This is a genomic window from Amycolatopsis sp. NPDC104775, from assembly GCF_055583325.1.
The window spans coordinates 1,029,231-1,048,187 of record NZ_JBVJOE010000002.1 but is presented as its reverse complement, the minus strand read 5'-3'; the positions used below and the strand labels follow the sequence as shown (position 1 = coordinate 1,048,187).

The following is an 18,957-nucleotide window of genomic DNA, read 5'->3' as shown; positions in this document are numbered from 1 at the left end:
ATCCCTTCAGGAGATCCGGGAGAACCCGGCCCACTTCTTGATCGCGAACTTGGACCCGTCCCGTTCGACCTCCGCCGCTCCGGCCCCGGGAAAGTGCGCCGGGAACAGCAAGGCGTTGTCCTCGGCGGCCCGCCCGAGCAGCGCGCGCCGGGTCGCCCGCGCCTCCGCCGGGTTCTCGCAGAAGCACGAGTTGACCTCCGGCTCCGCGATCTGCAACGGGGTGTGCACCAGATCGCCGACGAACACCGCCCGGTCACCGCCGGAGTCCAGCGTCAGCACGGACGAGCCTGGGGTGTGCCCGGGCGCGAGGTCCAGCCGCAGGTTCTTGTCGATCTGGTAAGTCCCGTCCCACAGCCGGACCTGTCCCGCCTGCTGCACCGGTGCGACGCTGTCCTCGAAGACGTTCTGGTTCCCGCGTCCGAGCACGCTCTCGTTTTCGTTAGCCGGGTTCCAGAACTCGAAGTCCCGCAACGGCATCAGGTACGTGGCGTTCGGAAAGGTCGGCACCCAGGCTCGGCCGTCAAGGCGGGTATTCCACCCGACGTGATCGATATGCAAGTGAGTGTTGATCACGACATCAACGTCCTCGGGTGAGATACCAGCGGCGCCGAGGTGGTCCAGGTACCCGGTGTCGAGGCGGCTCCACACCGGCGCGTACGGCCGGTCCTTGTGGTTGCCGACGCCGGTGTCGACGAGGATCGTGCGGCCTTCGCTGCGCAAGAGCCAGGACTGGATCGCCGACTGGCACTCGCCGGTCTCCGGGTCCCAGAAGTCGGGGGCCAGCCAGCCGCGATGCTCGTCCCACGAGCCCGCGGGGCTGTCCGGGAAGAACTGGTCCGGGCCCATCTCGACCGAACCGTAGAACTCCTTGACGCGGGTGACCGTGACGTCGCCCAGAATGATCTCGTCCATGCGACCGAGCCTGCGCGGACCGGCGCGGCCGGACCACTCCCCCGTTTTCCTACCCCGCGCAGGGTGTGGCAGTAATATCTCAAGCGGCGGATAGTGGAATCCATGACCGCTGGCCCGCTAGGAGACTTCCTGCACGCACGACGCGCCCGGCTGCGTCCCTCCGATGTCGGCTTGCGGGAGGTCGGCCCCCGCCGCCGGGTCGCCGGGCTGCGCAGAGAAGAGCTGGCGCACCTGGCCGGCGTCAGCGTCTCGTACTACACCCGGCTGGAGCAGGGACTTTCCCGCGGCGCGTCCGCCGAAGTGCTCGACGCGATCGCCCGCGCCCTCCAGCTGGACACCCACGAACGCGCCCACCTCGACCGCCTCGCCGAGGCCGCCCGTCGCACGCCGCAACCGCGCCGTCCACGCCCGGAAAAGCTGGCCGACGAAACGCGCGACCTCCTGCGCGCGCTCGACAGCGTCCCAGCCTTGGTGCTCGGCCGCCGAACAGACGTGCTGGCGTGGAACACCCTCGGGCACGCCTTGCTGGCCGGGCACCTGGACCTGGCCCAACGCCCCAACCTGAGCCGGATGCTGTTCCTGGACCCGCATTGCCGCGAGCTGTACGCGGATTGGAAACGCAAGGCCCGCGCAGTGGTCGGCAACCTGCGCAGCACCGTCGGGAAACACCCGGACGACCCGCTGCTGGCCGAGCTGATCGGCGAGCTGACGATGAAAAGCCCGGAGTTCGTCTCGCTGTGGCGGGACCACCGGGTCAGCCCATGCGACGCCGATTCGTACGAACTACGGCACCCGGTGATCGGCCGGGTGACGGTGACGCAGCAAACGCTGTCGGTGGCGCGGTCGCCGGAACAGGTGCTGATCGTGTGCACAACTCCGGCGGGGTCGGCTTCGGAGGAAGCGTTGAAGCTGCTTCGGCAAGTGAGCAGCCAAGACCCGGTCAGAACGGCAGCTGCCGCCGCAACCGGTTCAGCCAGCGTTCGACCGTGTCCTGCGACTGCCCAGGGTCGTTAGCCGGAGCGGCCTGCGCAACAGCCTCCTGAACCTGCGAGCCCACAGTCCCCGCGTACTGCGGCAGCGCGTAGACCACCTGCCAGTACCCCTTGCGCAGCTCCACGGAGTTGACCCGCACGTACCCGGCGGTGCCGCGAGCCAGGTCGAAGCCGTACCGTCCTGCCGTCGGCACCGGTTCGACGGCAGTCACGACGACCACCGTCGGACGGGCGTTCGCGACCACGTCGGTCGGGTCCGCTCCGTGCGCGATCGCGCGATCATTCAGGCCGATGTAGTCGATCGATTCCCAGCCGCTGAAGTACGGGATGGCACCCGCGTCAGTCACCGCGAGAGTGCGGTTCGCCGCCGGGACTTCCGCCTTCGCGAGGCCCTTGCCGATCGCTACGTGCGCGCGCTGCAGGTCCGGTCCGTAGTTGGCGATCGCGCCGAGGACGCGAGCACCGCCGACCGGGTCCGTTTCCGGCGTGGTCGGATCGATGTCAGCGTGGACAGCCGTCATACCCTGCTCTCTGAGTTGGACAACGCCCGCCACCTTGCCGGGTGAACTTTCTGAAGTTTCGGTGCGCTCCGAGTTAGCGGAAGCGGTTTCCGGGTGAATCAGCAGCGCTCCTGACACTCCATCTGGACAAGGGAGGGGCGGGCTGTTCGTGCTGAGGGTGACGATCAGGCCGTGGCCAAGCGCTTGCCGGACCGGGTGGGCGGCGCATGACACGGGCCGCCGAGGTCGAACCTACCGGCGATGACTGGGCCGAGCCTGGTTGAACAGCACCACGCTGCAAATCAGCACCAGCCCGGCGACCGCGACCCCCACCACCGGGCTGATCAGCAGCGTCACCGCGCTGATCACGCTCGCGGCGAACGACAGCTGCACGCACCCCCACAACACCGGCGCCAGCCACGACAGCGCATCCGACGCCGCGCACACCCATCGGCCCCGGGCGACGGGTTTGCGGTGCCGGCCCGGGCCGCGGCGGGCGAAGACCTTGGTCGCGGCGGCCATCATCTCGTCCCGGGTGGCGATCCGCCGTCCGCCGCGGGCCGGGGCGACGGCCGCGCCGAATTCGACGCGTTCCACCCTTCCGGCGCCGTCGTCGTCTAGCGGGCCGGTGTTCTCCAGCGGTAGGGTCATCGAGTCTGTCCTTTGCGTAGCAGCGGGTTTCAGACACTCCCGTGGCCCCCTGTTCCCGCAGGGGGCCACTTCCATCTCTCCGGGCGCGCGACCCAGATCGATGCTTCTTATCTTGGCCAGGAGCTCGCGCAGACCTCGATACCCACTGACGGTTGCCTCGCTGAGCGGCACTCAGCCGTCGGTTAACGGCAAAGAGACACGGCGAACTACCGTGCGCAATATCAGTTCCCCGGTTCAGTCCAGCGGTTCCGCACACTTCGGCCTCGGCGAACCTCTCGGCTCAGCTCCGGTTCACGCGTGTCCAATCTGGTTTTGACCAGCCCCCACCTGCGTTAACGGTCGCACCAAGGAATTGCACGCACCGTCTCGACAGGGGCGAAAAGCTCGTCGCACCTGCGGAAGGCGGCGATTTTTAGCGCACCGGCGCCGGATTTTCATCACTCACAAGAGTGGTAGCATGAGCTTGCCGAGAACAAGATCACGAAGAACCGGGAAACCAGCGCCACCCGACCCCATACGGAGCCCTGACCAGTGATTTTTCCGCGAAAACCCGGCCGCGGTCAGAAAATTGGCATTCAGCCAACCTACCGCGAAGTCGTCCGTTCGCCGCATACCTTAAGGCATCTGCCGACTGGAATATGCATGCCGCCGAGCCTGGGCAGAATATTCTGACATGCCTCGCCACCACGGTTTCCGGCGCCCCTGCCAACGCCTGTCGAAAGCCGCCGACCAGCCGCTAACGCCGCCGCACTGGACAAATCCCGGCCAGGAAAAGGACAGGAACACGGCCGCGATCACCGCGAGAAAACTGTCCCGACGCCAAACAGGTGAACCCGTCCGGCCATTTCGGCATTGTGCAAGTCCGCGCCTTGCTTCGGCATATTCCTTCCTCGATCATCGAGGTTGAATATTCCGGAAAAGGCCAACGGCTTGACAAGGACGGAATCATGAATTCCTACGATCCGAACACCGTGAGCTCTTCTCTCGACGACACCGCCTGGCAGCGTCCGTCGGCGTGCGGCGGCAACGGCGGCGACTGCGTGGAGATCAATCTCAGCGATCCCGACGTCGTCGCGGTACGGGATTCCAAGATCGGCCACGCGCCCGCGCTCGTCTTCGGCAACCAGGAATGGGCGGCGTTCGCCGGCGCGCTGCGCGAGGGGCAATTCGACCGCTGACCGCGCACGACTCGTCCTCCCGGCCCCCATTCGGCGCCCAGCCCGGACTCCCGGGCGGACCCGGCCGCCTTGGCCCTCGGTAATGCTAGGACTACTATGCATTCGTGCCCGGCAACGGTGTGTCCCCCTCCCCCGATCGGACGGCTCACTCCTCGTGAGCCGTCTTTCCGTCGAGGCCCAGCTCGTCGAACTGGGCAGAATTCTCGTCGCCGCCCGCGTCGAACGCGGGCTGACCCAAGGCGAGCTCGGCGACGCACTCGGCTACACGCAGCCGAACATCAGCAAGATGGAACGCGGCAAAACCCGCATCCATCCGCATTTGCTCGACAAATGGATCGACGTCCTCGGAATCGGCCCGGACGAGGCGGAGCCGATGCGGCAGTACAACCAGGCGGCCCGCGCCGACCGGGTGTGGAACGCCCACCGCCTCGCGGCCAGCCCGGCCTGGTTCCATCCGGTGTTCGAGGCCGAGCAGGAGGCCGCGATCATCCTGAAGTGGACCGGCGAGCGCATCAGCGGGATGCTGCAGACCGAGGACTACATGATGGAACAGTTCCAGGCTTACGGCCGCACGGACGTGAACGACGCGGTGCACGAACGCAAGCTGCGGGCCAAACTCCTCGACGACTACCCGGAACGGACGTACAAGTTCATTCTCAGCGAAAGCGCGCTCCACCGGCTGACCTGGGCGCGCACGGCCAACCCGTACGTCGCGCTCGGCCAGGTCCGGCATCTGCTGCATCTCGCCCGCAACCATCCCGGGGCGACCATCCGGTTCGTGCCGTTCGAAAACGGCCCGCTGCACGTCGGGCCCGATTTCACGATTTTGCAGTTCGCCAACAGCAAACTCGACCGTTCGTTCGCCGAAACGTCGAACGGCGTCCAGACTTTCATGAACGACTCCGAAACCTACGACACCGATCTGCAATCCTGGGAATCCCTTTCGAGTGTCGCCCTTTCGGCGGAGGAATCGGCCATTCTTCTCGAAGAAGCCGAGGCCGATCTGATCAGCACCCGTCCGCCCGCTGCCGGAGGGCCCGGAGAGCCGCTACGCTGATCCCGCGCCGTCGACCACAAGGAGACGCTTGTGACTGGCCTGGATCAAGAGCGCTTTCCGCCGCCGGGGATCGATCTCAGCCATCCCAGCGTGGCGCGCGTCTACGATTATTACCTCGGCGGAACCGCGAATTGGGAAATCGACCGGCAGTTCGCGGAACGCATGCTGCGCGATTATCCGGTGGTGCGCCCGATCGCGCAGGCCAATCGCCGGTTTCTGCACCGGGCGGTCCGGCATCTGGTGCGCAAGGGCGTCCGGCAAATCGTCGACCTCGGTTCCGGCCTCCCCACGATGGGGCACGCGCACGAAATCGCCGAGCAAATCGCGCCGGGCGAGGTGAAAGTCGCGTACGTCGACAGCGAGCCGGTCGCCGTCGCGCATTCCACCAGCCTGCTGCGGGAGAGGGGCGACCCGGCGCGGCACGTCGCGCTGCACGCCGACCTGCGCGACCCGCCGCGGCTGTGGTCCCTGCTCGCCGATTCGGGCGTCTTCGACCCGGACCAGCCGGTCGCGCTGCTGCTGATCTGCGTCCTGCACATCCAGCAGCCGCCCGCGCCCTGCAGCGGCGCCACCGCGGACCTCGGGCCCAGCCTCACCGCCGAATACCGCGACCTCGTCGTGCCCGGGTCGTACCTGGCGCTGTCCCACGTCACCGACGAGGGCGTCCCGCCGCGCAGCGAGCAGCTGCTCGCCGACGCCAAGCAGCGGTACGCCGACGCGGGCACCGACCTCATCTACCGCAGCCGAGCCGAGATCACCGGGCTGTTCGGCGACTTCGCCCTGCTCGAGCCTGGCGTCACCTGGACTCCGCTGTGGCATCCGGAAGAGGCTGGCCCGGGCGAGCAGACCCTCCCGCTCGACACGGCCAACGAGTCGCTGCTGCTCGCCGGGGTGGCGCGCAAGCGGTGACGTCTGAAATGACGGAGATTTCTGTTATCTCCGGTCATTACCCTCGCTTGAGCTCGCCGAGGCTCTCCGGGCAGGAAACCGGTGTCCGATTCCCGGGGCAAACCTCACGCCAGCAACCGCCGCTCCTTGGCCACCGCGACCGCCCCAGCCCGGGTATCCACCCCCAGCTTCTCATAAATCCGCCCCAAATGCGTCTTAACGGTAGCCTCGCTGATAAACAACCGCCGAGCGATCTCCCGATTCCCCACCCCTTGCGCGAGCTGCCCGAGAATGTCCCGCTCCCGATCAGTCAACGCAGGCCGAGGCGAACGCAACTGCGCCATCATCCGGTCCGCCACCGGAGCCGACAGCGCCGTCCTCCCCGCCGCAGCAGCCCGAATCGCCGCATACAGCTCGTCCGCCGACTCAGCCTTGAGCAAATACCCAGTAGCCCCAGCCTCAATAGACCGCGTGATATCCGCATCAGTGTCGTAAGTGGTCAACACCAGCACCCGAGGCGATTCAGCAGCGGAACGAATCCGCCGAATAGCCTCCACACCATCCATCCCGTCACCGAGCTGCAAATCCATCAACACCACATCCGGCCGCAACGCAGCAGCGAGACTGATCGCCTCCTGCCCCGTCGCCGCCTCCCCCACGACCTCGATCCCGCCAGCCCCGGCCAGCAGCGCACGCAATCCGGCGCGGACCATGGCATGGTCGTCACACAGCACGACGCGGATCGACTGCTCGTCAGACATGGTGTGGTCCCAACGGAATCGCAGCCGAGATGGCGGTGCCCTGCCCGGGCGTGGATTCGACGGTCAACCGGCCGCCGAGCTGACTCGCCCGCGCGCGCATGGCGGGCAGGCCGTGGCCGCGGCCGTCGGCGGAGGGGGCAGCCGGGTCGAAACCGCGGCCGTCGTCGGTGATGTCCAGCACGACCTCATCGTCTAGGTAGGTAAGGGTGAGCGCCACTCCCGACGCGTCGGCGTGTTCGCGCGCGTTGGCCAGCGCCCCCTGCGCGATCCGCACCAAGGTGGACTGAACCCGGCTGGGCAACGGTCGCGCGGGGCCGTCGATCTGGACGCGCACCGGCCGCGGTTCGCGTTCGGCGACGTTCCGCAGCGCTTCTTCGACGGAATGTCCGTCGAGGTCGGCGGGGGCCAAGTCCTGCACGAGGCCGCGCGTTTCGGCCAGGTTTCGCGCGCCGATCTGTTGTGCCGCAAGCAGATGCTCCCGGGCCAGGTCCGGATTGTTCCACGCGCGGTCGGCCGCCTGGAGCAGCATCGCTTGGCTGGAGAGACCTTGCGCCAGTGCGTCGTGGATCTCGCGCGACAGCCGTTGGCGTTCGTCCAGCATTCCTGCGCGCCGCTCGGTTTCCCGGAGCCGCACCGCCTGCCGCCGCAGGTACGTGATCACCGCGGCGGTCACTGCGGCGACGGCCACCGGAACGATGGTCAGGTTCGGGTCGAAGCCGGTCGAGAGCCGGTTCTGCGAGAGCACCACCAGCGCGGTCACCAGCGTCACCAGCACCAACGCCGGTCCGGTGGGCAGCGTGCGGAGGCCGGTGACGAACAGCGGGACCGCGCACCACGCGAAACTCGGCGCGAGCAGCACCAGCACCACCCACAGCGCGGTCACGGCGGTCAGCCAGGCCAGATACGGCACGGTCACCTGCTCGGGCCCGGTGACCCGCAGCACCAAGCCGACTGCGTAGACCGCGGCCAGGCAGCCGGTCAGCGCGATCACCCAGGGTGCGGCCGGTTCGCCGCGGTGGTGGTCGAGGAAGCGCACGACCGACGCGACCAGCAGCAGGAAGAACGCCGTGTGCATGGTCGCGGCCAGCCACCGCGCGTCCCGATCGGTCATCGCCGCCCTCCGCTTTCCGTCTCGTCTGTGGAGCCTGACCTGTGCGAACCCGGCCGGCATCAGCCGATCGGATGACCTGAGTGTCGGCCGTTCCACACCGCGAGGCGAGCCGGGACTCCGATCCGGTGAAGGCGGTCCCGGACGCACGATGAACGCATCAAGCCGGACAAGCCAAGGAGCCCCCGATGAAGAACTTCACCGCCAAAACCCGCATCGCCACCGTCGTCGGCGGCCTCGCCGTGATCGGAGCCGCCACCACCGGTGCGCTGGCCGCCAACGCCGCCACCCAGCCCGCTGCCCCAGCCCCCGCTGCTCAGGCCGTGCAGAAGAGTCTGGTCCAGACCACGCACCTGTCGATCGCCGCCGCGCAGAAGGCCGCGCAGGCCGCGCTCGCCGCCGCCGAAAAGGCGGGCCAGCACGTGTCGGTCGCGGTGGTCGACCGCGACGGCAACACCATCGTCACCTTGCGCGGCGACGGTGCGGGCCCGCAGTCGTACTCGTCGGCTGAGCAGAAGGCGTTCACCGCGGTTTCGTGGAACGCCAAGACCTCGGAGCTGACCGGCCGGCTGCAGCAGACCCCGACTTTGAAGGACATCAAGGGCACGCTGTTCCTCGCCGGTGCGGTCCCAGTGGACGCGAACAACGCCCCGATCGCGGCGGTCGGCGTGGCTGGTGCGCCGTCGGGTGCGCAGGACGAGAGCTTCGCGCAGGCCGGGGTGGACGCGCTCGGCAAGTGAGGCCGGGTCCGGCTTTTGCCTGGCGGGCTTCGTCTCGGACGGCGGAGCCCGCCAGGCGCGGCGGCAAGGGCGGTCGGCCGAGTGCATGCCGGAGCGTTCCGTCGCCGCGACCACCGAACCCCAGCGACCGGGCGTCAGCCGCCGAACCGCTTCACGTAGTCCTCGACGATCGGCCGTTCCGGCGTGATGATGTCGTCCGGGAGCCGGTCCAGCGGGAAGAACTCGTAGCCGGTGATCTCCGAGCCGTCTACGGTGACCTCGGTGTTCTCGACGGTCGCGGTGAACGCGGCGGTGACGTTGTGGACCTCGTCGCCGTGCGGGTAGCGGTAGAAGTACTCCGGACCGGAGTAGACGCCGAGCAGTTCGAGGTCCCGTACCTCCAGGCCGATTTCCTCCCGCACCTCGCGGCGGCCAGCGTCCTCATAGGACTCTCCGGGATCGAGGAATCCGCCGGGCAGCCCCCAGTCCTGGCTTTCCTGGCGGAACACCAGCAGCAGCCTGCCGCGTTCGTCGGCGATCAGCACCGACGTGCCGGGCAGGATGAGCGGGCGGGTGCCGACTAGTTCGCGCAGCTCGGCGATGTAGTTCATCAGTGGTCTGTACCTTCTTGGTCGGGGACGGTTCCGCCGCGCGGGCGGAAGGCGACGATCGGCAGCTGCTGGGCCATCCGGCGCCGGGCGGCGGCGGAGCCGTCGTAGCGCCAGCCCAGCAGTTTGCTCAGCACGGGGTGCAAAACCGGACGCAGCAGCAGGTTGCGTCGTTCGTAGTCGGCGATCGCGTCGGCTGCTTCGGATTCGTCGAGGATTCGGTGCGAGGGGACGAATTTCCGGCGGCCGAGCGCCACTTCCGCCGCCGGGGCCGCCTGGATGTTGCGGTACCAGTCGGACGACGGACCCAGTCCGGCGATGGCCAGCACTTCCTCCGTTTGCGGGCGGAGTCCGATCACCTCCAGCACGGTCCGGTACTGACGGCCGGATTTGCGGCCGAAGTGGGTCAGGCACAGAAACCGCTTGCCCAGCAACCATCTCAGGTCATGGTCGTACAGCTTCGCCGGTGCTTTGAAGACTGTGCGCGCGATCGGGTTCACGGTCGGACTCCTTCCCTCGCCGAATGGTGCGGGTTCCGCATCGCAGGCGCCCCTCCCTAGGGCTGGGTGACCAACCCGCGCAGAATCCCGGTGACTGCGGCCGGATCTCCGCCGGGAGCGAGACCGCGGTGCAGCAGCAGGCCGTCGATGGCCGCCACCAGCACCTCCGTGGTCGCGTCCGGTTCGGGCACGCCGCGCTCGGCGAGCCACCGGCTGACCTGCGCGCGGAACGCCAGGAGCAGCCCACCAATCTGGTCGCGCAGCTCGTCGTCGCGCCTCGCGGCCAGGTACGCCTCGACGAACAGCACCGACACCGGGTCCACCCCGGTGTACGGCTCGACCGAGCCGAACAGCGCGGTCACCAGGTCAGCCGGGTTCTGCGTCGCGGCCAGCGCGGGTCCGACGCTTTCCAGCACCTCGCGCATCGCGTCGAGAACCGCCTCGCGCAGCAACGCCTGCAAGGACGGGAAGTGGTAGTGCACGACGCTCGGCGTCACCCCGGCCCGGTCCGCGAGCACGCGGGTGCTCACCGCGCTCCAGCCGCGTTCCGGCACCAGCTCCGTCGCCGCCGCCAGCAACCGCTGCCGCACGTCACGGCCGCGTGCCGCCGCCGGTGAAGTCATCCGCTCTCCTGGTCGATCGCCCCGGGCAGTCGTACAGGGCGATCGTCCTGTACGACTGCCCTGATCGTAGCGCGGTCTTCCGCGGCGGGAGAAGCGATGATCGAAAGCTCACCTGATGATGGGGTGACGGGTGAATTAACGGACAGCAGCCGAGGTCAGCCCGGCCGCCCGTTCCCGGAGCCGCGGCCGGAGCGTGAACTCGCTCGGCTTCAGCGTCAGCGATTCCGCGATCTTCAGCTCATACGCCGGATCTGCCTCGAAGTCGTAACGCTGCAACATGATCCCCAGCGCCAGCACCGCTTCGTGCAGCGCGAACTGGCGGCCGATGCACGCGCGTTCCCCGGTGCCGAACGGTTTGTACGCCTGAGCCGGGCGCTTCCGCACCGCCGCCGGTTCGAAGCGGTCCGGGTCGAATTTCTCCGGGTCCGGGCCCCACACTGTCGGGTCGCGGTGGAGCATCGGCAGCGGCACGATGACCGAATCACCTTTGCGCATCGGGTATTTTCCGCCCAGCACCAGGTCTTCGCGGGCTTCCCGGGAGTAGCCGGGCGCGGTCGGCCACAGCCGCATCGCCTCGTCGAGCACGCGGCGGACGTACCGCAGCTTCGCGACATCGCCGAAGGCTGGTTCGCGCTCGCCCCACACCGCGTCGACTTCGGCACGGGCCTTCGCCAGCAGTTCCGGATGGCGCGTCAGGTAATACAACGCGAACGACAACGCGCCGGACGTCGTCTCGTGACCCGCGACGACGAAAGTGATGGCCTGGTTGCGAATGTTCACCGGGTCGAGCTGTTCGCCCGTCTCGGGATGGCCCTCGGCGAGCATCAGGCCGAGCAGATCGCGAGCCTCGCCGCCTTCCCGGCGGCGTGCTTCGATGACCTCGTCGACCAGATCGGTCATGGTCGCGATGTCCGCCTGGTTCTGCGCCGCCGACCCGGCCAGCGCGCGCCGCACGAACGGGAGCTTGACGGTTTCCAGCTGCGCGAATCGCAGCGCGCGGATCATCGCGGTGACGAACGGATGCGGTTCGGCGCGCTCGAACGACCCGAACCGGTAACCGAAGCCCGCGAGGCCGATCGTCTCGAGGGTCAGCCGCGTCATGTCGGCGGCGACGTCGACCGGACCGGTCGCCCGGTCCCACGACGCGGTCAGCTCGCCGGCGACCTCGAGCATCGTCGAGTGGTAGCGGCGCATCGACTCGGCGGAGAACGCGGGCTGCAGAATGTCGTGGGCGAGCCGCCAATTGGGCTCGCGGGTGTGGGCGGTGAACAGCCCGTCGCCGGCGACCGCGCGCAACCGCTCGACGCCGAGCCCGACGTGCTTGCCGAACTTCGTCTCGTCGTTCAGCTCGGTGACCAGGTCGATCCCGGCGACGAACACGATCTCCACGCCGAAGAACTTGCGGGTGAAAATCGGCCCGAGCCCCGCGCCGGCGCGCATGGTGCCCTGCAGCGGCGTGCGCAGACTGGCCCCGAGCAGGTCGCCGAGCACGGGCAGCCTGCCCGGCCGGTGCGGAATCGCGGTCGTGTCCACAGCTCGCTCCCTACTGAACCCACATCCAATAGCGTCACGATCCCCCGCTACTGAACCGGTGTCAAGTAAGCTGGGAGGATGCGGACGCGCCTGAGCACCGAGCAGCGGCGCGAACAACTGCTGGCCATCGGAGCCGGCCTGTTCGCGGGACGCCCGTACGACGAGGTGTGGATCGAGGAAGTCGCCGAAATAGCCGGCGTCTCGCGCGGCCTGCTGTACCACTACTTCCCCACGAAAAAGGATTTCTTCGCCGCGATCGTCCGCGGCCAGCGCGACCAGCTGCTGGCGATGAGCGAACCCGACCCCGCGCTGCCGGTAGCCGAACAACTGCGCGCCGGCCTGGAGGTGTACCTGGAGTTCGCCCGCACCCACCCGGACGGCTACCGCATCGTGCACCGCAGCGCGGGCGACGCCGACCGGGAGATCCGGGAAATCTGCGAGGCCGGGATGGCGGCCAACGCCGAGCGCATCCTAGCCGCGGTGAGTCTCCTGCGACCGGTCACGCCGACCACGCGATTGGCGGTTCGAGGGTGGCTTTCGTTTGTGGCGACGTTGATTTTGGACTGGCTGGACGAGCCCAAGATCAGCACGGAGGAACTGCGGGAGCTATGCGCGCGGACTCTTTTCGCCGCGGTCGACGTGGATCCTGACGAGATTTCGAATCCTGCCTGAACAAGCTCGGAAAACTCGATTCCTGGCTACCCGCAGCTCCACCCTGGCGGATTCCGTCGCGTCGGCAACCTGTGCAAGCGGCAGCCTGCTCTCGGCAGAGAACGCGTCGACGACTGACCGATCCGATGAGCCGAGTGAAGTTCACGCTGGCAGCCTCGTCTGCCTCTTAGCTTCCGACCACTACCCCTCCCAGGAAGCGACGAGGCATGGATTCGATCATCACGCTGGTATCCGGACTCGCCAGCACATTGGCTTCGCTATCAGCGTTCGCGGTACGGCTGCGCTGGCAAGCCGTCCGGGAACAGAGACACCAGGAAACCGTCGACACCATCGCCGCGCGACTCCCGCCAGGCGGGGCAATCGAACTGGACGACATCCGCAGCGACGGCAGACGCCGGACAATACGGATCGTCGCACGGCAGGCGGAGAAGACGGAGAACCATGCCGGAGCGTAACCGCCCCCATTCGCCCGCGGCACCACCATCGCACGCGAGCAGCGACGATTCCCGAAACGACGAGTTCAGCCAGTTCTACTACTCGACGGTCCGTGATCTGACCGGCTTCCTGATCATGCAGGGTGCCCGGCTGGCGGACGCCGCGGACATCGCACAGGACACGCTCTGCAGCGCCTACCGCCACTGGCACACGATCGCCAATCCTCGCGCCTGGTCGTATCGGACCGCCTCCCGCGCCCTTGTCCGCCGGTTCGTCAGCGGCCGGGAAAACCTGGTCGGCGAACCGCCAGAGCCGAGCCCACTGCTTCGCGCGACTCCGATTGACGGGTGGGAACAACAGCACGACATCGTGGTCCTGCTCGCCGGACTGCCACCACGGCAACGGCAAGTCATCGCCTGGACTTTATACGGCTATACCCCCAAAGAGATCGCCGACGAGCTCCGGATCAGACCGGATGCTGTCCGGGCCAATCTGATGAAGGCACGCCGTGCGCTCGCCCGGCACCTGCCGAGGAAGGAGGGGAACCGATGACGGCTCATCCAGAGCGGGAACTCGATCGATGGCTCGGCGCGCGTCAGCGTGCACTGAGCGATTCCCTTGAGGCAGTGCTCGACCTCCACGCCGGTTTGCAGGACTCTCGTTTCCCCGACTATCGGCTCGACCTTGACCGTGCGCTCAGCAACGCGGTCGATGCGGGTGCGGGGTTGGGCGCAATTTTGATCTCTCGATCGGAAACCGCCCATCCGGCAGCACCACCTGCGGACCCGTCGGGCGGCTGCGATCTACCTGGATATTCTCTCGCCCTGACAACGAGGCCAGCGCTTACGCGACTGGCTTTGCGTGCTCGGATGCCCTACAACGAACTCCACGAGATCGACTCGGAACTGTCCTGGCAGACCACCTTCCAGAAGCTCGCTGGCAACCTGATGGCGGCGCACGAAGAACTCCAGCGGGAGAATCCGGTCGATCCCCAGGCCAGTCTTCGAGTGCTCGACCTCGTCGGGACCTGCGTAAAAGCCGTCGACCAATACCGCTCCGCACCTCGCTACGGCCGTCTCAGCGGCCGATTCCTTCGCGACAACGAAAAGCTCCTCGACGCCAGGCGTCTGGCAACAACCTGGATCAACCTGATTCGGGCCGACCGCCTTCGCGAGATTCGTCTCGACTTCGTGGCACGCCGGTTCGAATCCGCCATTGATGCCGGGCTCTCCATCACGCACGCGATCTCCCGGGTGGATCCTATCGACGCCGAGCTCACCGAAGCCCTCAAGCGTGAGTTGCGCCGACTGCGAGAAGACGGTGCCGACGAAAAGTTTTCCTCGTCGATCACGAAAGCCGTCAACCGCATTCGCCGGGCAACCAGCGACTTCACCGGAGCAGACCTTGCTTCAGCCGACCTCGCAGGTATCCCGCTCGTTGGCCTTCACTGGTCAAGCGCTACCCGATGGCCGACGGAGTGGGAAGAGCACATCCGGCGCACCTCTGCTGAGATCAAGCCTGGGGTTTTCGAAATCCAGCGTCGTCCACGCAACCTGAGCCGGACAACTCGATGACGCCCGCGCCGAACCGCCCACGAGGCCTTCAAACGGTTGCCGCCCAGCCAAGGGTGACCAATATTCCCATCCCCCGGATGAAGCGCGAGCCCAGAACTCCGCTGGTCTTCCCGCACCGGCTGCACAGTTCGGGACATGAGCTTCGAAGATCGTGCGACGCGGTGCCGGGATCGGAGTAGGTTGCGGTCACAGCACCCAGTGAAAGGCAAGGCAGCACAATGACTTCTGCCCGGCACGACGGAGACACCTGGGACCTGGCGTCCAGCGTCGGCGCGACCGCGACCATGGCCGCGGCGGCGCGGGCGATCGCGACTCGCGAGGACGGCACGCTGTTCTCGGACCCGTTCGCCGAACCGCTCGTCCAGGCGGTCGGCGTCGATCTGCTCGCGAAGCTGGCGTCCGGCGAGACCAGTTCGGGCACGCTCGTCGGGCAGGTCTGGGTCGACGCGGCCAAGATCCGCGGCAAGTTCTACGACGAGTTCTTCCTCGACGCGGCCGCCGCGGGCATCGCGCAGGCCGTGATCCTGGCGTCCGGTTTGGACTCCCGCTCCTATCGGCTGCCCTGGCCGGACGGGACGGTGGTGTACGAGATCGACCAGGAGCCGGTGGTCGAGTTCAAGGCCCGCGCCCTGGCTGAGCTTGGCGCCGAGCCCACTGCCGACCGGCGGCCGGTCGCGGTCGATCTGCGCGACGACTGGCCCGCTGCTCTGCGCGCGGCCGGTTTCGACCCGGTCCGGCCGACCGCATGGAGCGCCGAAGGCCTGCTGGGATATCTGCCGCCGGAGGCGCAGGATCGCCTGCTGGACACCATTACCGAGCTCAGCGCACCAGGCAGCCGCGTCGCCACCGAAAACCGGCCCAACCCGCGTCCGGGCGACGAGGAAAAGACGAAGGAGCGCCTCGACCGCATCTCCGAACAATGGCGCGGCGAAGGTTTCGACACCGACATGACCAGGCTGCGCTACTTCGGCGAGCGCAACGAGGCCGCTCCCTACCTGGCCGAGCTCGGCTGGGAAGTGCGGGGAAGCACCGTCCGCGAACTGCTCGCGGCCAACGGCCTGCCGCCGCTGCGGGAGGACGATCTGCGCATGGGCGACCTTCGGTACATCACCGGCGTGCTGGCCTAGCGCATCACCGGTGGCCAAGCCATCACGCCTGGTCACGCGCTTCGCAGGCGGTTTGTGATGGTGGTCACGGGCCATACCGCGGGTTTGCCCGAGGCGGTCGCGGATCCCCAGCGCCGCAGGCGATCCCGAAGGGATTTCCGGTTCCCCGCTCGCCAGGCAAGGTCAACGGGAGATAACGGTTTCATGGAGATCCGGATGTTCCGAGCGAGGATCTGCGTGTGCTCGCGCCCGCCGACCAGGTTCGTTTCGCCTTCGAGCCGCTGTACAGCCTCTACAGCGGCTCGGTTGTCGCAATCGAAGCGGTCGGGCATCCCGCGGCCGGCTGGGTCCAGGATCTCGTCGACGCCGCGGGCGACCAAGCCCAGCTGATCGACACCGACCTCGACCTCGCGGTCCGGGCAGCCGCGGCGGCCGGACCGACCGCGGCCGGGGTGTCGCTGCAGCTCAACCTGAGCGCCAGCACCGCCGGAGCCCCCGCCGAGCGGTTCATCCCGCTGCTGCAAACCCTGGAACGCACCGGCCGGCGTCCCACCGACGTCGTGCTGGAAGTCACCGCACCGGCCGCCATCCCGAATCCGGCGACCTTGCTGCGGGGCCTGCACCGGCTCCGCGACCTCGGTTTCCGGCTGGCCTTCGACCGGCTCGGCGCGGCGGGCCTGCCGATGAACCTGCTCGCCGAAGCGCCGATCGAGATGATCAAACTGGATCGCGCGACGCTGCGCCGGCTCCCGGCGAACGCGGCGACCGTCGCGCTCGTCGAGGCGCTCGTGCGGTTCGCCGCCCAAACCGATCTGCGGCTCGTCGCGACCGGGATCGAGAACGACGCCGAACTCGACGTCGCCCGGCGCTCCGGAATCCGGCTCGTGCAAGGGAATCTGTTCGCCACCGCCGCCCCCGAACGAGTATTGCCGACCGCCGAACGCGGCGACCAGCCGGGAGCCATGGTGGTCTCGCCCGCCGCCGGACTGCGGATCCCCGAGTTCCTCCGCCAGGCCAGAACCCTGCCCGGCGACGCGACGTGCGACGACGTCCACGCGATCCTGTCCGCCGAACACGCGCCGAATGCCATCGTCGGTCTCGACCAGCAGGCCCGTCCACAGTGGACGATCGACCGGATGCGGTTCCTGCTGGCGGTGACCGGGAGATACGGACACGCGCTGTACTCCGGGAAACCCGCCGCGAAACTGGCCGGCCCGCCCCGGCTCGTGCGGATCGACACCGGCACCCGCGAACTGCTGGAGCTCATCGCGGACGGCGGGGCCGAGCACAGCGGCGACGATCTCGTCGTGATCGATGCGTCCGGCCGGTACCAGGGCGTGGTGCGGCCGAACGAGGTGATGCGCCGGATGGCCGCGGTGAAGGTCGAGGCCGCGGTCGCGCTCAACCCGCTCACCCGGCTGCCGGGCAGCGACGCGATCGCCCAGGACGTCGCCCGCCGCGCGGACGCCGGACGGCCGTTTGTCGTGGCCTGGCTGGACATCGACCACTTCAAACGGCTCAACGACACCGCCGGGTTCGCCGCGGGCGACGACCTCATCCGGGCCATCGGCCGCGCGCTGACCGATCACGCCCGGCGGCTCGGCGACGTCACCGTCGGCCACGTCGGCGGCGACGATTTCCTGGTCGTGTGCGGCGTCGAGGACATCACCGCGCTCGCCGACGCCGTCCTCGGCCGCGACTGGTCCACCGACGGGGTCCCGGTCACGCTCTCCCTGGCGAGCCTCGTGCACACCGGCGCCTCAGCGGGTTCGTACCGCGAAAGCGCGAGATTGCTGGCACCGTTGAAGAAACAGGCCAAGGCGATTCGGGGATCCAGCTGGATCAACAGCTGGCCGGGCGCCGGGCGGGCGCAGATTCTCCGTGGCGGCAAGGAAAACGGCGACCGGTCGCCGATGCTGCTGTCTCCGCGCTGAGATACCACTGGCTAAGGACCGAAATCGGCGCGGCAGCAAGGCGGTTACCCCGCTGGTGCTCGCCTTTTCCGGTGCCCGCCGAACGAGATCGGTTTTCGCCGAATCAAAGCGCGGCGGAATCCGGTTCCGTCGAGCGCGAGCCAGCGCAGCTATTCCGCCGGTGGCAAGCACTCCGGCAACTCGTCCGCAGCCAGCAACGCGTGCACCCGCCCGAGCCGTGGCCGCACCACCGGGTCGAGTTGATCGACCAGCACCGCGCAGCCGACCAATTCCGCGCCCGCCTCAGCCACCAGGTCGCGCACGCCCAGCGCCTGGCTGCCCGTCTCGATCCAGTCGTCCACCAGCAGCGCGCGGTCGCCGGACGCCAGTGCCGCGCGCTGCATCCGCAAGACGTGCCGGAACCCCCGGTAGTCCGGGTCCGTTTCGCGGGTCAGCTTCTCCCCGGGGAACAGCCCGGCGGCCTTCCGGATCGCGGCGAACCCGACACCCAGTTCCAGCGCGACAGCCCCGCCGAGCAGGAAGCCCCGCGATTCGATCCCGCACACCGCGGTCACGCCCGCGTCCCGGAACGGCTCAGCCAGCGCCTTCACCACTTCGGCGAACGCCGCGCCGTCCCGGAAAACCGGCCAGAGATCAGCATGTCCGTCGACCCAGCGAAAACGGTCCAGCAGAAGCGCACGTGTCATGCGGCGATCCTGACCGGTCGCCCGGCGCCGACGCGAGGCGTTTTCCCGGCGGTCACCTGGCGAGCCGGGCGCGGGCCTCCTCGGTCTGCGGCGCGAACAGGTTGACGAGGTTGCCGTCCGGGTCGCGCAGCAGCAGCGAACGGTTGCCCCACGGCATCGTCGTCGGCTCCTGCACGACCTCCGCCAGCAGCGGCCGGAGCCGCGCGAACTCCCGGTCCACGTCCTCGACCAGGAACTCCAGGATGACGGTCCGGTTCGATTCCGGCACCGCGGCACCCGCGCTGAACAGCTCCATCGTCTCGGCGCTGCCGATCGCCAGGGTCGCTGTCTCGCCGACGAACTCGGCGAACTGCTTCGCCGGACGGCTCGCCACGACGCCGGTCACCTGCTCGTAGAAGGACGTCAGACGATCGACGTCACCGGTGATGATCCGGACGGAAGTCAACTGCATGGCCACATTCCTTTCTGGTTGCTCGCTGGCCACGCTAGGAGCAATAGCGGACAGAATCCGCCCGGTATT

The 18,957-nt window shown here is 68.1% G+C and carries 22 protein-coding genes; 11 read left to right on the top strand and 11 right to left on the bottom strand.

Annotated elements, in window-relative coordinates; all coding sequences use genetic code 11:
* Window positions 1-6 precede the first annotated feature (6 nt).
* Window positions 7-912, bottom strand: coding sequence for an MBL fold metallo-hydrolase (locus tag ACZ63D_RS13555; RefSeq protein WP_465354584.1), 906 nt, complete (start codon window positions 910-912; stop codon window positions 7-9).
* Between the two features lie 102 nt (window positions 913-1,014).
* Between ACZ63D_RS13555 and ACZ63D_RS13550 the strand changes: the two genes are divergently transcribed.
* On the top strand, window positions 1,015-1,926 hold the full coding sequence (locus ACZ63D_RS13550; protein ID WP_465354583.1) for a helix-turn-helix domain-containing protein: 912 nt from the start codon (window positions 1,015-1,017) through the stop codon (window positions 1,924-1,926).
* Here the strand turns inward: ACZ63D_RS13550 and ACZ63D_RS13545 are convergent.
* Window positions 1,853-2,425, bottom strand: coding sequence for a hypothetical protein (locus ACZ63D_RS13545; RefSeq protein ID WP_465354582.1), 573 nt, complete (start codon window positions 2,423-2,425; stop codon window positions 1,853-1,855). The genes ACZ63D_RS13550 and ACZ63D_RS13545 overlap by 74 nt on opposite strands.
* A gap of 231 nt (window positions 2,426-2,656) precedes the next feature.
* Window positions 2,657-3,055, bottom strand: a complete 399-nt coding sequence (locus ACZ63D_RS13540) for a hypothetical protein (RefSeq protein ID WP_465354581.1) — start codon at window positions 3,053-3,055, stop codon at window positions 2,657-2,659.
* Window positions 3,056-4,002: 947 nt separating this feature from the next.
* Here ACZ63D_RS13540 and ACZ63D_RS13535 point away from each other — a divergent pair.
* The 3 genes from ACZ63D_RS13535 to ACZ63D_RS13525 all read left to right on the top strand — a co-directional run bounded on the left by ACZ63D_RS13535 (window position 4,003) and on the right by ACZ63D_RS13525 (window position 6,199).
* Window positions 4,003-4,233: a DUF397 domain-containing protein gene (locus ACZ63D_RS13535; protein WP_465354580.1), complete on the top strand. Its 231-nt coding sequence runs from the start codon at window positions 4,003-4,005 to the stop codon at window positions 4,231-4,233.
* A 154-nt stretch (window positions 4,234-4,387) separates the two neighbouring features.
* On the top strand, window positions 4,388-5,290 hold the full coding sequence (locus ACZ63D_RS13530; RefSeq protein ID WP_465354579.1) for a Scr1 family TA system antitoxin-like transcriptional regulator: 903 nt from the start codon (window positions 4,388-4,390) through the stop codon (window positions 5,288-5,290).
* A 30-nt stretch (window positions 5,291-5,320) separates the two neighbouring features.
* Window positions 5,321-6,199, top strand: coding sequence for an SAM-dependent methyltransferase (locus ACZ63D_RS13525; protein WP_465354578.1), 879 nt, complete (start codon window positions 5,321-5,323; stop codon window positions 6,197-6,199).
* Between the two features lie 104 nt (window positions 6,200-6,303).
* Here ACZ63D_RS13525 and ACZ63D_RS13520 read toward each other — a convergent pair whose 3' ends face one another.
* Window positions 6,304-6,939, bottom strand: coding sequence for a response regulator (locus ACZ63D_RS13520; protein WP_465354577.1), 636 nt, complete (start codon window positions 6,937-6,939; stop codon window positions 6,304-6,306).
* A complete protein-coding gene (locus ACZ63D_RS13515) occupies window positions 6,932-8,050 on the bottom strand; it encodes a sensor histidine kinase (RefSeq protein WP_465354576.1) in 1,119 nt (372 codons plus the stop codon). Before ACZ63D_RS13515 ends, ACZ63D_RS13520 begins: the two co-directional genes overlap by 8 nt.
* 185 nt (window positions 8,051-8,235) lie before the next feature.
* Between ACZ63D_RS13515 and ACZ63D_RS13510 the strand changes: the two genes are divergently transcribed.
* Window positions 8,236-8,787, top strand: coding sequence for a GlcG/HbpS family heme-binding protein (locus ACZ63D_RS13510; RefSeq protein ID WP_465354575.1), 552 nt, complete (start codon window positions 8,236-8,238; stop codon window positions 8,785-8,787).
* A gap of 134 nt (window positions 8,788-8,921) precedes the next feature.
* On the opposite strand, the gene ACZ63D_RS13505 is transcribed toward ACZ63D_RS13510, so the two are convergent.
* The 4 genes from ACZ63D_RS13505 to ACZ63D_RS13490 all read right to left on the bottom strand — a co-directional run bounded on the left by ACZ63D_RS13505 (window position 8,922) and on the right by ACZ63D_RS13490 (window position 12,030).
* Window positions 8,922-9,377: an NUDIX hydrolase gene (locus ACZ63D_RS13505; protein WP_465354574.1), complete on the bottom strand. Its 456-nt coding sequence runs from the start codon at window positions 9,375-9,377 to the stop codon at window positions 8,922-8,924.
* Window positions 9,377-9,874, bottom strand: a complete 498-nt coding sequence (locus ACZ63D_RS13500) for a nitroreductase family deazaflavin-dependent oxidoreductase (RefSeq protein ID WP_465354573.1) — start codon at window positions 9,872-9,874, stop codon at window positions 9,377-9,379. Before ACZ63D_RS13500 ends, ACZ63D_RS13505 begins: the two co-directional genes overlap by 1 nt.
* Window positions 9,875-9,930: 56 nt before the next feature.
* Window positions 9,931-10,497 (bottom strand): TetR/AcrR family transcriptional regulator, encoded by a 567-nt coding sequence (locus ACZ63D_RS13495; RefSeq protein WP_465354572.1) that lies wholly within the window; start codon window positions 10,495-10,497, stop codon window positions 9,931-9,933.
* 135 nt (window positions 10,498-10,632) lie between these two features.
* Window positions 10,633-12,030: a cytochrome P450 gene (locus ACZ63D_RS13490; protein WP_465354571.1), complete on the bottom strand. Its 1,398-nt coding sequence runs from the start codon at window positions 12,028-12,030 to the stop codon at window positions 10,633-10,635.
* Between the two features lie 78 nt (window positions 12,031-12,108).
* Here ACZ63D_RS13490 and ACZ63D_RS13485 point away from each other — a divergent pair, with 78 nt between their 5' ends.
* The 6 genes from ACZ63D_RS13485 (at window position 12,109) to ACZ63D_RS13460 (ending at window position 17,751) form a co-directional block, all read left to right on the top strand.
* On the top strand, window positions 12,109-12,702 hold the full coding sequence (locus ACZ63D_RS13485; protein ID WP_465354570.1) for a TetR/AcrR family transcriptional regulator: 594 nt from the start codon (window positions 12,109-12,111) through the stop codon (window positions 12,700-12,702).
* 206 nt (window positions 12,703-12,908) lie between these two features.
* Window positions 12,909-13,157: a hypothetical protein gene (locus ACZ63D_RS13480; RefSeq protein WP_465354569.1), complete on the top strand. Its 249-nt coding sequence runs from the start codon at window positions 12,909-12,911 to the stop codon at window positions 13,155-13,157.
* The gene (locus ACZ63D_RS13475) at window positions 13,144-13,689 is read left to right on the top strand and encodes an RNA polymerase sigma factor (RefSeq protein WP_465354568.1); all 546 of its coding nucleotides are present in this window, start codon (window positions 13,144-13,146) and stop codon (window positions 13,687-13,689) included. The genes ACZ63D_RS13480 and ACZ63D_RS13475 overlap by 14 nt, the downstream gene beginning before the upstream one ends.
* The gene (locus ACZ63D_RS13470) at window positions 13,686-14,711 is read left to right on the top strand and encodes a hypothetical protein (RefSeq protein WP_465354567.1); all 1,026 of its coding nucleotides are present in this window, start codon (window positions 13,686-13,688) and stop codon (window positions 14,709-14,711) included. Before ACZ63D_RS13475 ends, ACZ63D_RS13470 begins: the two co-directional genes overlap by 4 nt.
* A 218-nt stretch (window positions 14,712-14,929) precedes the next feature.
* Window positions 14,930-15,838, top strand: coding sequence for an SAM-dependent methyltransferase (locus ACZ63D_RS13465; protein WP_465354566.1), 909 nt, complete (start codon window positions 14,930-14,932; stop codon window positions 15,836-15,838).
* Window positions 15,839-16,056: 218 nt separating this feature from the next.
* Window positions 16,057-17,751: a bifunctional diguanylate cyclase/phosphodiesterase gene (locus ACZ63D_RS13460; protein WP_465354565.1), complete on the top strand. Its 1,695-nt coding sequence runs from the start codon at window positions 16,057-16,059 to the stop codon at window positions 17,749-17,751.
* A gap of 149 nt (window positions 17,752-17,900) precedes the next feature.
* On the opposite strand, the gene ACZ63D_RS13455 is transcribed toward ACZ63D_RS13460, so the two are convergent.
* Window positions 17,901-18,437, bottom strand: coding sequence for a phosphoribosyltransferase family protein (locus tag ACZ63D_RS13455; RefSeq protein ID WP_465354564.1), 537 nt, complete (start codon window positions 18,435-18,437; stop codon window positions 17,901-17,903).
* Between the two features lie 52 nt (window positions 18,438-18,489).
* A complete protein-coding gene (locus ACZ63D_RS13450) occupies window positions 18,490-18,888 on the bottom strand; it encodes a VOC family protein (RefSeq protein WP_465354563.1) in 399 nt (132 codons plus the stop codon).
* Between the last annotated feature and the right edge of the window lie 69 nt (window positions 18,889-18,957).

Excerpts from the sequence above, each read along its gene's own strand:
- ACZ63D_RS13555 (WP_465354584.1), bottom strand. The coding sequence starts at position 912 with ATGGACGAGATCATTCTGGGCGACGTCACGGTCACCCGCGTCAAGGAG.
- ACZ63D_RS13550 (WP_465354583.1), top strand. The coding sequence starts at position 1,015 with ATGACCGCTGGCCCGCTAGGAGACTTCCTGCACGCACGACGCGCCCGG.
- ACZ63D_RS13545 (WP_465354582.1), bottom strand. The coding sequence starts at position 2,425 with ATGACGGCTGTCCACGCTGACATCGATCCGACCACGCCGGAAACGGAC.
- ACZ63D_RS13540 (WP_465354581.1), bottom strand. The coding sequence starts at position 3,055 with ATGACCCTACCGCTGGAGAACACCGGCCCGCTAGACGACGACGGCGCC.
- ACZ63D_RS13535 (WP_465354580.1), top strand. The coding sequence starts at position 4,003 with ATGAATTCCTACGATCCGAACACCGTGAGCTCTTCTCTCGACGACACC.
- ACZ63D_RS13520 (WP_465354577.1), bottom strand. The coding sequence starts at position 6,939 with ATGTCTGACGAGCAGTCGATCCGCGTCGTGCTGTGTGACGACCATGCC.
- ACZ63D_RS13515 (WP_465354576.1), bottom strand. The coding sequence starts at position 8,050 with ATGACCGATCGGGACGCGCGGTGGCTGGCCGCGACCATGCACACGGCG.
- ACZ63D_RS13510 (WP_465354575.1), top strand. The coding sequence starts at position 8,236 with ATGAAGAACTTCACCGCCAAAACCCGCATCGCCACCGTCGTCGGCGGC.
- ACZ63D_RS13505 (WP_465354574.1), bottom strand. The coding sequence starts at position 9,377 with ATGAACTACATCGCCGAGCTGCGCGAACTAGTCGGCACCCGCCCGCTC.
- ACZ63D_RS13495 (WP_465354572.1), bottom strand. The coding sequence starts at position 10,497 with ATGACTTCACCGGCGGCGGCACGCGGCCGTGACGTGCGGCAGCGGTTG.
- ACZ63D_RS13485 (WP_465354570.1), top strand. The coding sequence starts at position 12,109 with ATGCGGACGCGCCTGAGCACCGAGCAGCGGCGCGAACAACTGCTGGCC.
- ACZ63D_RS13480 (WP_465354569.1), top strand. The coding sequence starts at position 12,909 with ATGGATTCGATCATCACGCTGGTATCCGGACTCGCCAGCACATTGGCT.
- ACZ63D_RS13475 (WP_465354568.1), top strand. The coding sequence starts at position 13,144 with ATGCCGGAGCGTAACCGCCCCCATTCGCCCGCGGCACCACCATCGCAC.
- ACZ63D_RS13470 (WP_465354567.1), top strand. The coding sequence starts at position 13,686 with ATGACGGCTCATCCAGAGCGGGAACTCGATCGATGGCTCGGCGCGCGT.
- ACZ63D_RS13465 (WP_465354566.1), top strand. The coding sequence starts at position 14,930 with ATGACTTCTGCCCGGCACGACGGAGACACCTGGGACCTGGCGTCCAGC.
- ACZ63D_RS13455 (WP_465354564.1), bottom strand. The coding sequence starts at position 18,437 with ATGACACGTGCGCTTCTGCTGGACCGTTTTCGCTGGGTCGACGGACAT.
- ACZ63D_RS13450 (WP_465354563.1), bottom strand. The coding sequence starts at position 18,888 with ATGCAGTTGACTTCCGTCCGGATCATCACCGGTGACGTCGATCGTCTG.